This is a genomic window from Thermoanaerobacterium xylanolyticum LX-11 (assembly GCF_000189775.2).
GTDB lineage: Bacteria > Bacillota > Thermoanaerobacteria > Thermoanaerobacterales > Thermoanaerobacteraceae > Thermoanaerobacterium > Thermoanaerobacterium thermosulfurigenes.
The window spans coordinates 1,058,155-1,069,676 of sequence record NC_015555.1 but is presented as its reverse complement, the minus strand read 5'-3'; the positions used below and the strand labels follow the sequence as shown (position 1 = coordinate 1,069,676).

At 32.8% G+C, this 11,522-nt stretch carries 12 protein-coding genes; 3 read left to right on the top strand and 9 right to left on the bottom strand.

Going from position 1 to position 11,522, the window contains the following annotated elements:
• Position 1: 1 nt before the first annotated feature.
• Entirely contained in the window at positions 2-604 is a 603-nt protein-coding gene (locus THEXY_RS12210) for a response regulator (protein WP_049781445.1), read from the bottom strand.
• Between the two features lie 161 nt (positions 605-765).
• On the opposite strand from THEXY_RS12210, the gene THEXY_RS05145 reads away from it, so the two are divergent.
• On the top strand, positions 766-2,139 hold the full coding sequence (locus THEXY_RS05145) for an IS4 family transposase (protein ID WP_013787204.1): 1,374 nt from the start codon (positions 766-768) through the stop codon (positions 2,137-2,139).
• A 64-nt stretch (positions 2,140-2,203) separates the two neighbouring features.
• Here the strand turns inward: THEXY_RS05145 and THEXY_RS05140 are convergent, their stop codons facing one another.
• Both THEXY_RS05140 and THEXY_RS05135 read right to left on the bottom strand, forming a co-directional pair.
• Positions 2,204-2,398 (bottom strand): hypothetical protein, encoded by a 195-nt coding sequence (locus tag THEXY_RS05140; RefSeq protein WP_013787773.1) that lies wholly within the window; start codon positions 2,396-2,398, stop codon positions 2,204-2,206.
• Between the two features lie 148 nt (positions 2,399-2,546).
• Positions 2,547-3,641, bottom strand: a complete 1,095-nt coding sequence (locus THEXY_RS05135) for a 4Fe-4S binding protein (protein ID WP_013787772.1) — start codon at positions 3,639-3,641, stop codon at positions 2,547-2,549.
• Between the two features lie 203 nt (positions 3,642-3,844).
• Here THEXY_RS05135 and THEXY_RS05130 point away from each other — a divergent pair, with 203 nt between their 5' ends.
• Both THEXY_RS05130 and THEXY_RS05125 read left to right on the top strand, forming a co-directional pair.
• Positions 3,845-4,741 (top strand): acetamidase/formamidase family protein, encoded by an 897-nt coding sequence (locus tag THEXY_RS05130; protein WP_013787771.1) that lies wholly within the window; start codon positions 3,845-3,847, stop codon positions 4,739-4,741.
• A 17-nt stretch (positions 4,742-4,758) separates the two neighbouring features.
• Positions 4,759-6,117, top strand: a complete 1,359-nt coding sequence (locus THEXY_RS05125; protein ID WP_013787770.1) for an APC family permease — start codon at positions 4,759-4,761, stop codon at positions 6,115-6,117.
• 32 nt (positions 6,118-6,149) lie between these two features.
• Here THEXY_RS05125 and THEXY_RS05120 read toward each other — a convergent pair whose 3' ends face one another.
• The 6 genes from THEXY_RS05120 to THEXY_RS05095 all read right to left on the bottom strand — a co-directional run bounded on the left by THEXY_RS05120 (position 6,150) and on the right by THEXY_RS05095 (position 11,488).
• Complete coding sequence (locus tag THEXY_RS05120) at positions 6,150-7,055, bottom strand: DMT family transporter (protein WP_013787769.1); 906 nt, start codon at positions 7,053-7,055, stop codon at positions 6,150-6,152.
• A gap of 74 nt (positions 7,056-7,129) precedes the next feature.
• A complete protein-coding gene (locus tag THEXY_RS05115) occupies positions 7,130-8,581 on the bottom strand; it encodes a HAMP domain-containing sensor histidine kinase (RefSeq protein ID WP_013787768.1) in 1,452 nt (483 codons plus the stop codon).
• Entirely contained in the window at positions 8,578-9,273 is a 696-nt protein-coding gene (locus tag THEXY_RS05110) for a response regulator transcription factor (protein ID WP_013787767.1), read from the bottom strand. The genes THEXY_RS05115 and THEXY_RS05110 overlap by 4 nt, the downstream gene beginning before the upstream one ends.
• Positions 9,266-10,039: a lantibiotic immunity ABC transporter MutG family permease subunit gene (locus THEXY_RS05105; protein ID WP_013787766.1), complete on the bottom strand. Its 774-nt coding sequence runs from the start codon at positions 10,037-10,039 to the stop codon at positions 9,266-9,268. Before THEXY_RS05105 ends, THEXY_RS05110 begins: the two co-directional genes overlap by 8 nt.
• Positions 10,039-10,797, bottom strand: a complete 759-nt coding sequence (locus THEXY_RS05100; RefSeq protein ID WP_013787765.1) for a lantibiotic immunity ABC transporter MutE/EpiE family permease subunit — start codon at positions 10,795-10,797, stop codon at positions 10,039-10,041. Before THEXY_RS05100 ends, THEXY_RS05105 begins: the two co-directional genes overlap by 1 nt.
• Entirely contained in the window at positions 10,790-11,488 is a 699-nt protein-coding gene (locus THEXY_RS05095; RefSeq protein WP_013787764.1) for a lantibiotic protection ABC transporter ATP-binding protein, read from the bottom strand. The genes THEXY_RS05100 and THEXY_RS05095 overlap by 8 nt, the downstream gene beginning before the upstream one ends.
• Positions 11,489-11,522 lie beyond the last annotated feature (34 nt).

Here is an 11,522-nt window from a genome sequence, read left to right as displayed (position 1 = left end):
ACTATTCTGACAATAATTTTTTTATTCTGCTGTCTAGCTCCATAGGTGAAAAAGGTTTTGATACATAGTCATCAGCTCCAATTTCGAAAGCTTTTTTCACAAAATCTTCACTATCTTGAGATGTCAACAGTATTATTTTTATTTCTTTGTGACTTTTCTTTATAGATTTTGTCAATTCATCTCCATTCATAGTTTTCATATAATAGTCAGTAACAACTAAATCAATTTTGTTATTATTTATGATTTCAAGCGCTTTAACGCCATCATCAGTTGAATAAACATTATATCCTTTGCTCTTATACCGCGACGTCAATATTGACAAAATTATCTTTTCATCATCTACAAATAAAATATTATTCTTTTTTTCACCTTGAAGCTTTTTATCGCTGCAATTGTCGGCTATGTTTATCATATTTTTTATTTTCAATACTAACTCATCCACATTAAATGGCTTTTCTATACAATCAAACGCACCCAATTTTAAATATTCTATTTTCAAACTACTTTTATCATCAATTATAAAAATAGGAATTTTACTTGTTATTCCATTTTCAGATAAAAGCCTTAATAAATTTAATGCATTGATGTTTAATGAATTTTCCAAAATAATTAAATCGGGATTATCTTTAATAACTCAAACTTCGCACTTATAAAAGTAGCTCTGTACCTTGATAATTCAATATTATTTGGCTATAAAATAGCATGAGACCTCCATTTTTGGTATAATTGAATTATCAAAAAATAAACCAATTGGAGGCTCATGCTATGAATAGTATAACACAAAATTACCAAATTGATAATAAGGTTTCTACTTCGATTAAAAGTTTCTTCAAAAAATATAGAATTTCGGCTGCTTTAAGGTTATCGAATGCTTACAAAAGCAAGGGTATTCCCGTTATTTCTATTTTCGAGTACTTATTCTGTATGATCTTTACCAATAGATCTATGTATATGAATATGCTAATGGGTACAAATCAGGTTGGTTTTAAGAAAGACACGGTTTACAGATTCTTAAACTCTATTCATATTAATTGGATTCGGTTTACCACTTGGCTTAGTGCACAGATTATAAATGAGACAATTACTGGGTTAACAAGTGACAAACGCGTAAATGTTCTTATTGTTGATGACTCTTTATTCGAACGCTCTAGCTCTAAAAAAGTAGAACTACTAGCAAAAGTATATGACCATGCTAAGAAAACATACAAATATGGCTTTCGCCTACTTACACTCGGATGGTCAGATGGAAATACTTTTATCCCAGTCAATGGATGTCTTTTATCTACTGAGAATCAAAAGAATCGTATCAATGAAGCTATACCTGTGGACAAGCGTTCCGCCGGGTATTTAAGAAGGAATCTATCCCAAACTAAAGCAACAGCCGTAGCTCTGGAATTAATAAAGACCGCTAAAAAAGCAATGATTCCAGCATCTTATGTATTGTTTGACACTTGGTTCTGTTCTCCCTCTTCTTTGATTGCTATTAAAGAAATAGGCTATGATGTTATTGCAATGGCAAAGAAAACATCAAAGATGCATTACCTATATAATGGAATAATGCAGCCGTTAACAGAAATATACAAGCAGAACAGAAAAAGAAGAGGCAGGTCTAGATACCTGTTATCCGTGGAAGTTTCCATTGAAAAAGACGGAAAATCTATTCCTGCTCGAATTGTATTTGTCAGAAACAGGAATAATCGAAAAGACTATCTGGCACTTATTACCACGGATATGAACCTTAACGAGGACGAAATCATTCGTATATACGGGAAGCGCTGGGATATAGAAGTCTTTTTCAAAGTGTGTAAATCATACTTGAAGCTCAGCAAGGAATGCAATTCATTATCTTACGATGCGATGACAGCACATACAGCAATCGTATTTACCAGATACATGATGCTTGCACTAGAGAACCGTCGATCATCAGATTTACGAACAATGGGAGAGATATTTTACTACATACAGGATGAAATGTCCGATATTACGCTGATTCAGGCTTTTCATCTACTTATGCAAGTATTCATAGATACAATAACAGATAAACTATCGTTATCTTCAGAACAGCTGGACCAATTACTTGATGCTTTTATGGCTGCGATTCCCAAAGAACTTAAGGAAAGACTTCCGAAGTGTGCATAATTGTGTAAATTACTATTACTTTTTTCTGGCAAAGCATTAAGTTTTCAAGGAACAGAGTAATTATTTATGTGCGAAGTTTTAGTTTAATAATGAATTCTAAAATTTCTCCTTCTAAAGGGAAAGTATCTAATACTATTTCAGATAACTTGTTGTATATTTCATTTTTTAATATATCATTTAGATACAATAATACCTTTTTATTGGTTAAACTTTTTGATTTGACTGTCATTTCAGAAAAAGAATATTCATAAGAAGGCATAAAATTTCCCCCAAAATTATTAAATAAAGCTTTATATATTTATTTTACAATAGTCACATATTAATAATCAAGAAAAATCTTATGCCTATATTCAAGCCTTTATCAAATTTATATTTTAGATTTAGTTTAGCCTGCCAACTAATAATTGTCAAATTTGCATGATTGATGATTTCTTATCTCTCTTTTTTAAGATACTTAAAACTTTCGTTGTATAAGATAATGTTTTTGTAGGACATGCATCAACACAATGTCCGCACCCTACACACCTTATATCAGTAACATCTTTACCGTAATATGCTGCACTTTTTATGTCTATACTCATAGGACATGATTCATTGCATTGTCCACATTGAATACATTTTGAATTATTTGTAGTGATTTTTTGCCCAGCAATTTTACTTATCAATCCCAAAACTGTTCCCAATGGGCAATAATAGCAATATCCTCTGCCTGTTAATGCAATCCAAAAAAACATAGCCATAAGAAGTTCGCCAGCAAGATACTTATACGATTCTATCTTACTTATCGCATCATAATTGCCACCTAAAAACACTCCAGATAAGAATAATATCCACCAAATAGTTAAAAATAGCGATATAGCAAAGAATAACCATCTTAATAATGCAAATATTTTTATTCCCTTTTGATTTAGATGCTTTTTCTTTCCCAAAAGAGGAAAGACAGGATCAAAAACTTCTGAAGCAAATCCATTAAAAAGACAGATTGTAGAGCATTGCCATCTTCTACCGTATAAAAAAGTTCCTATAAAAACGATTATGCTAACCAATACGTAAAATATTAATACACTTGAAATGCCTGCAACACCCCATATAGGAAAATAACTTTTATAAAACGAAGAATTATGGTATAAAAGCTGCAATGGCACTGTCGTCCATGGAAGAGGCATAGCAAAGAAATATACATCACCATTGTGAAAAAACAGTGGCATTATAATATGTACAATAAGTGCTGCAATGATTAAACCAATAAGGTTCGCTTTTCTCATTTTTGTCCTTTTCGACTTGCCTATTATGTTTATAGTAAGAAAACTACCTGCAATAATAAATATGGTCTTAATCCAGTTCTCATAAAATTGCCAAACCCAATTTATAGCATCAGCTACATTTTTAGGGGCTTTACTTGCATATCCATAATTTAATCCGGCTATGATTATGCACATTATAATATAAGTCCACAAAATCGCTTTTAGTAAAAAAATGTACTTATCCCTTTTGTCTACCATACATTCCCCTCCACTCCTATATATTCCATTATAATCGTTAAAAACATTATAGCATATTAATTATATTTTTAAATAGCTTGGCACATTCATTTTAGGAATTACAAAAATCTTTTAATCATTAAAATATATTCTTATTGAATAACATCTTATTTGGGGTTATAATGAGCTTAAACATAATTTACATAAAAAGGAGATGCTGGAATATGCATGAATTGACAAATGAGAAGTGCATTTTTGGTTTTTCAAAGCACAACGATCCTGTACTTAATGTAAACGATGGAGAGGAGGTGAAGATAGAAACTTTAGATTGTTTTTCATGCCAAATCAAAACAAATGATGACAAGTTAGAAACAATGGATTGGGATAAAGTAAATCCCGCAACAGGTCCAATCTACATCAATGGTGCGAAAGAAAATGACGTATTAGAAGTGATAATCAAAAAAATCGACATTGAAAATAAAGGTGTCGTTGCGACAGGAAAGGATTTAGGAGTTTTAGGCGATAAGATGAATGATTTATATTCAAAAGTAGTTGAAATAAATGATGGCAAAGTCATCTTCAACGAAAAGCTCTCATTTCCTGTAAAGCCAATGATAGGGGTAATTGGAGTTGCACCAAAGGAAGGCGAAATAAACTGCGGCACACCTGGTCCTCATGGAGGGAACATGGATACAACACTTATAGGAGAGGGCTCTAAGCTTTATTTGCCTGTTTTTGTCGACGGTGCACTTTTCGCATTAGGAGATTTGCATGCTGTAATGGGAGATGGAGAGATAGGCGTATCAGGTGTAGAAGTAAGCGGCACCGTTACAGTTGAGTTTAGAGTATTAAAAAACTTAAAGCTCAATAATCCACTTGTAAAGACAAATGAAGTAACAGCTACAATCGCATCGAACGAATCAATATCAAAAGCCATAGAAACAGCAGTAAAAGACATGGCAGAACTTTTTCAAAAAAATACTGACCTATCAATAGAAGAAATATCAACTCTTTTCAGTATATCTGGCAATGTCCAAATATCTCAAGTTGTTGATCCACTGAAGACAGCACGATTCTCAATGCCAAACTGGGTTTTGGAGACGTATGGGATAGAATTTTAATCAGGGGGTAATATTCTATGGATAACAAAAATGACAGTACTCTTGAAAAATTCGGTTACAAGCAAGAATTAAAAAGAGCTTTATCTGTCTGGGATCTTATCATTTATGGACTCATATTTATGGTTCCAATTGCTCCTTTTGGTATTTATGGCTTTGTTGCTGACATATCAAAGGGAATGGTAGCACTTGCTTACCTAATAGGCATTATCGGTATGATATTCACTGCATTCAGCTATGCATCAATGTCTGAAGCCTTTCCAATAGCAGGTTCTGTCTATTCTTATGCAACAAATGGTTTAAACAAAATCATCGGTTTCTTTACAGGATGGGCTATACTTCTCGATTATCTTCTTGTACCTGCTCTATTGTATGTAGTAAGTGCTGCAGCATTAAGCAGTATATTTCCAGCAATTCCAATTGTGGCATGGGCATTGGCTTTCATAATCATTAATACAATCATTAATATATTAGGTATCGAATTTACAGCAAAATTCAACAGAATAGTCCTGATACTTGAATTAATCGTTTTGGCATTATTTGTAGTAGTAGGTATTGTAGCTATATCTAAAGGCATAGGAGGAGCACAATTTTCATTTAAAGCTTTCTACGATCCACAAAACTTTAGCTTAAGTTTAGTCATGAGTGCAGTTTCTATAGCAGTTCTAAGTTTTTTAGGTTTCGATGGAATAAGCACGCTTGCAGAAGAAACAGTAGGAGGTAAAAAAACAGTCGGTAGAGCAACTGTATTAGCACTTTTGTTCGCAGGAATACTATTTATACTTCAAACTTGGGTCGCTTCAATGATATGGCCTGACTATAAATCTTTTAGTGACCTTAACACAGCTTTTTACGATGTAGCAAAAAGAGCCGGTGGTACATGGCTTATGTTAACTACTTCATTAGCTACTGCTTTTGCTTGGGGCATTGCGAATTCATTGGCGGCTCAAGCAGCAGTGTCAAGAGTGCTTTTTAGTATGGCAAGGGATAAAAACTTACCTTCATTCTTGTCAAAAGTTCATCCAAAATACAAGACCCCATACATTGCAACTATATCTATAGCTGTTCTTTCGGCTATTCTCGTTATAATTTACAGCAATAGAATAGCTGATCTTACATCAGTAATAAACTTCGGAGCTTTGACATCATTCTTAGTCCTTCATATAACAGTAATAGTTCATTTTATTAAAAATAAATCATTAAATATATGGAAACACATTGTATCACCAGTTTTAGGTTTTTTAGTGATCTTCTACGTATGGATAAACTTAAACAACCATGCAAAAATTCTTGGAGCATCATGGATTGGAATCGGTATAATATATTACATCATACTTAAATTCGTCTTCAAGAAAAAGGTAGAAAATTTGGATGTATAAAACCTAAGGGCCTCTAAATCACATTGAGGCCCTTAATACATCTCTTCATCTGCATTTTTATTGCTAAATAAAGCTATATTGTCTTTCTGCACAATCAATATACCTATAAGTATTACGATTGTGCCGATTACAAGCTGGATTGTGATCTTCTCCGATAAAAATATTGCTGCAATTATGCTGGCTAATATTGGCTTTACAAAGAAAACCATAGATCCTATGCCAGTATTTACACTGGATAAACCTAAGAAATAAGTGTAATATGCAATGCCTGTAACAAATACAGTTAAATACAGCATCTGCGGAATAGCCCTTAGCGGTAAACTAAAAATAGGATATTTGTTGTACAAAAGCAAAGGTATAAGAAGCAAACTTCCTATTATGAATGAGAATGAATTCATCACAACGCTATCGTACTTAACAGTGAATTTCTTACCTAATACAGTGTATACACCATACATGATTGAAGATAGAATGAGAAATACAATTCCAGTAATATGGTTTCCGCCTGAAATCAATTGTTTGTAAAATACTATAACTAAACCTATTACACCAAGTATCAAACCATAAATTTTGGCAGAATCTAATTTTTCATTTAATAGAAATGAAGCTGCAATCATTACAAAAAGAGGATTTGAGCTAAATATGACAGCAGAAAGACTGGCGGATGTCATGTTTATCCCTATCTGCAAAAATGACATACTAAACACCACATTAGTAAGCCCTATTAACACTAATAACCAAAAATCTTTAAATGCGATATGTAAATTTTTGCTTTTAATATTTTTTATGGCAACAGGAAGCAATATGAATCCGCCTATAAAAAACCTGATGAAATTTATCTGAAGTGGATTTACAATGCCTGTCAGTGTTCTTCCTACAACCTCATAAGTGCTGAAAAAAAGCACAGTTATGATAAGGTAGATATAACCTCTATTCAATCTCTACACCTTCTTATGTAAAATTTACAACATCATTTTTATTATATACCCTATGTCAAGATTTCATTAAGGTTTTACACATTTTTCTTATACTTTAAATCAAACTTAATACAAGCACCCCCGCACTCTCTATTATGAGCTTCTATTTTCCCTCCATGAATCTCTACCAACTTCTTTGCAATGTAAAGTCCCAGACCAACGTGTCCATCTTCTGATGACCTTGATATATCTCCCCTGTAAAACCTTTCAAAGACATGTGTTAAGTCTTTCTTGCTGAATCCATTTCCTGAATCACAAACTGTTATATAAATTTTATCTTCATCGATATTACATCTTATTTTTATCATTCCTAATTTAGGAGTATATCTTATACTGTTAATGACAATGTTATCCATTACCCTCTCAAACTTTTGAACATCAATATATACCATTGCCTTATCATGCCTATGGTCTAAAATATCCAAATCGAAATTTAAATTTTTGTCTTTTGAAATTTGTTTATATTCATCTATTTTACGTGTTAAAAAATCTTTTATATTTATTTGACTAAAATTCAGATTGGCTGATGAATCATCTAATTCAGACATAAAAAGCATCGTCTTCACAATCTTTATACATTTATCAGCATTCTCAACAATCACATCTAAATACTTTTTAAATATTAACTTGTCATCTATACAATCATCAAGCAATGATTCAGCGTATCCTCTGATTATTGAAATAGGTGTTTTCAAGTCATGTGCAAGGGACTCTACCATTTCATGCCTTTCCTGTTCAATTTTCCACTGAGCAGTAAGAGAATTTTTCAATTCATCTTTCATATCATTAAATGCCACACAGAGACTACCAAGTTCATTATCCGCTTTATAGTCAATGTCAAAATTGAGATCTCTTTCTTTTATTTTTCTTGATGCCTCAATAATCAAATTTAAAGGCTTTCTTATATTTTTAGTAAATTCCATAGAAAAAAGTATTGTAAATAAAGCGATGTAAATAAACGGCGAAAATACTATTATTATAAACAATGGCTCGTATAAAAATTTGTCCAACTTATTGATAAAATAAGGCGTTAATGTATAAGACAGTGAAACAGCACCTTCTATCGTACCTTGCTTATTTATTATCGGTATGATTTTATAATAGCTACCTTTTACACCAGATGTCGTATTTATAATTTTATACAGCTCATCTCTATTCCTAATCAGCTTCTGATTATCAGTGCCATATATTTTATCGCCATTTTGATTCATCACCTGATACTTAATACCCTCTTTGGGTACGATTTTGTCAATCTTACTTTTATTATTAATATTTAATATATCTGCCCCATACCCTCGAATCTTGCTTTCGATTGAAGGAATCATATTCTCATAATGATTCGCTGGATAAACCTTTTTATACTGAATATTTAAAAACAACAGATATCCTATATAATACGTCACTATAGTAGCCAATATGCTTAATATCAATATAGAAACAAAAGATATAATAAACTGTGTCTTTAGCGGTTTATTTTTAAATATCATAAAACCTTCTCCCATTTATAGCCTATTCCCCACACTGTCTTAATATATTCTGTGTCAGGATCAAAGCCCCCAATTTTTGCTCTTATATTTTTAATATGCTCTGTAACTGTAGTAGTATCGCCTTCTGCATCAAAACCCCATACTTTTTCATAGATCTGTTCTTTTGAAAATACTTGACCGGGATGAAGCGACAAAAGCTCTAAAACATCAAATTCTTTTTTTGTAAGCCCAATAGGATTCCCCTTCACCATCACTTCACGCGACTTTAAATCTATCGTAATGTTTTTAAAATTCAATAAAGCCCTTTTTTTCTCCTCATTTAATAAAATTGCTCGCTTTTCCCTTCGCAAGTGTGCATCTATCCTTGCTAACAATTCCTTTAAACTAAATGGTTTTACAACATAATCATCACCACCTAAGGCAAATCCCTTTATCCTGTCCATTTCGCTTTGCTTTGCACTTAAAAATACGATGGGACAAATTACAGTATCCCTTATCTTGCGGCAAACTTCATACCCATCAATATCAGGCATCATTATATCAAGCACTATAAGATCCGGCATTTCTTTAGCTTTTTCAATTCCTTCCTTTCCATTATAAGCAGTCAGAACAGTATTGCCCTTTCTTTCAAGCGAATCTTTTAACAAATCAGCTATCTCTTTCTCATCGTCAATAATTAATATTTTACTCATACATTTTCCTGCCTTCCCATCTCTTAAACCATATTATACCACCAACAATCATAAATATAAAAAACAATATAGCAAAGATGAACCCACTGGCGATTTGATTAATCAATTCTCCCGACGATATTATTTTAGATGGATATGTCATGCTTGATGAAAAAAGAAGATATGCACCAGGAATCTCTGATAACCTTACAGGCCACGCCCATGGTATATAAGTCCATATACTATTGCCTAAGTTCGTAGACATAAGCGCAGCAACTAACATACCAAAGCCTCCGACTCCAATTGATGCTCCCAATCCCCATGCAAAACTAATCCACATATACATAGACAATAATGATAACGCACCGATTGATTCTAAAATAAAAGACGCTATATAGATGACCCACGGAAAATTCCCACGTAATATTTCAAAACCAATTCCAAAAATAAATATTGAAATCATCATACTCATCTGCATTGATAATGCTATGACTAAGAATTTGCCAATGTATAATTTGCTCCTTTCAAAATTATTACAAAATAAGTTTATGAAACCTCCAGCGTTCTCCTCCTGATTTGCAGCCAAACCAAATAATAAGCCAGCCATAATAGGAACAACCATTGCCGTCCAGATTTCAAAAAAGGCTTGATGTATATAAAAAGCAGATAAAGATCTTACTGATGAGTACCATAGAAATGCAGATGAAAACAATACTGGAAGCAAAAATGTAATATATCTTAACGGCGTACGTTTCGTCTTTATTATTTCAGAATGCAATATTTTCATCAATTTAAATCTCTCCTTCGAAACCAAATCATAGTAAGAATTGAGAATATCAAAAACGCTAAAACTGATACAATAATGCCTATCGGTATCACCGATGGATCTCTTAAAGAGTCATTAATCTGTAACAATGTACCGTTAGGGTGAACACCTATTATTGGACACATAAGCCTTATTGGCCAGCTCCATGGAATATAGATCCAATATGATTTAGAAGCTCCAATCACACCGATAATAAGTCCTACAAACCCTAATGCAATGCTATAAAATGTTCCCTTCAAAGTTGCCAGCCATAGTTCCAAAGGAATAAGAGCAAGCGAAGTAACCCATGTAAAAAATCCTCCTGCAATTATTTTACTCCAAGGAATATTTCTGCCTGCCGTTATTGTTCCTGTTATAATAATAACAATAATCAAAACTAATGTTGACAAAAATGTATAGAAAGCCATTATCAATATTTTACCTATCCATATTTTGTGTAGAGGAACATTGCGACTTTTTATACTTCGATATCCGCCAGATTTTTTCTCATGCAAAGCTACCAGCGATGCATAAAGCGCCAAGCCAATCGGTATAAAAATTACCGGCCACCAATTGTAAACCAAATCAATAAGAAGTTGCCATGGCATAAGATAATTTGCAGGCATAAATATCTTCTGTGGCAGTGCATACAGCACAAAAAACAGCGGCGCAAACATAATAAGTTTTCTCATAAATGTCCTTCTGTACTTTAAATTTTCCGATTTCAAGATATTAATCATTTTTTTCACCTCTCACTACATTAAAAAATAACTGTTCAATGTCTTGCTTTTCGTCTATTGTTCCTTGATATTTAAGCTTGCCATTACTTATAATACCTATTGTATCAACAAGCTTTGAAACTTCTGTTAATATATGACTTGACAATATTACTGTAATCCCCATTTTCTGAAAAGACTTTATTAATTCTCGAAGATTCTGTATACCTATAGGATCTAAACCATTGGATGGTTCATCAAGTATTAACAAATCAGGATTTCCTAATAAAGCAATGGCAATACCTAATCTCTGTTTCATGCCTGTAGAAAATTGTGATACGAGTTTTTTGCCTGCATCATTTAAGCCTACAATTTCTAGAACTTCTTTAATCCTCTCATCAGCAATTCCAATTAATCTTGCGTGAACCAAAAGATTCTCATACGCCGTCAAATTCCCATATAGAGCAGGCGACTCAATAAGTGCACCAATTTTATCAAGATGCTCTCTTCGCCACCTCTCTCCAAATACAAATATTTCACCTGATGTTGGATGAAGTAAACCAGTTAACATCTTTAATGTAGTAGATTTACCAGCACCATTAGGTCCAAGAAGTCCGTATATAGATCCTTTAGGAACTTTTAATGAAATGTCATCTACAACTAAGTGTTTACCATAAGACTTTTTTAAATTTCTCGTTTCAAGTATATATTCCATAATATACCACCTTTCTTTCATCATTTTGTTCGAT

Coding starts and splice junctions, on each gene's coding strand:
- THEXY_RS05110 (WP_013787767.1), bottom strand. CDS start 9,273: ATGAGTAAAATATTAATTATTGACGATGAGAAAGAGATAGCTGATTTG.
- THEXY_RS05140 (WP_013787773.1), bottom strand. CDS start 2,398: ATGCCTTCTTATGAATATTCTTTTTCTGAAATGACAGTCAAATCAAAA.
- THEXY_RS05145 (WP_013787204.1), top strand. CDS start 766: ATGAATAGTATAACACAAAATTACCAAATTGATAATAAGGTTTCTACT.
- THEXY_RS05100 (WP_013787765.1), bottom strand. CDS start 10,797: ATGATTAATATCTTGAAATCGGAAAATTTAAAGTACAGAAGGACATTT.
- THEXY_RS05105 (WP_013787766.1), bottom strand. CDS start 10,039: ATGAAAATATTGCATTCTGAAATAATAAAGACGAAACGTACGCCGTTA.
- THEXY_RS05135 (WP_013787772.1), bottom strand. CDS start 3,641: ATGGTAGACAAAAGGGATAAGTACATTTTTTTACTAAAAGCGATTTTG.
- THEXY_RS05130 (WP_013787771.1), top strand. CDS start 3,845: ATGCATGAATTGACAAATGAGAAGTGCATTTTTGGTTTTTCAAAGCAC.
- THEXY_RS05125 (WP_013787770.1), top strand. CDS start 4,759: ATGGATAACAAAAATGACAGTACTCTTGAAAAATTCGGTTACAAGCAA.
- THEXY_RS05095 (WP_013787764.1), bottom strand. CDS start 11,488: ATGGAATATATACTTGAAACGAGAAATTTAAAAAAGTCTTATGGTAAA.
- THEXY_RS05115 (WP_013787768.1), bottom strand. CDS start 8,581: ATGATATTTAAAAATAAACCGCTAAAGACACAGTTTATTATATCTTTT.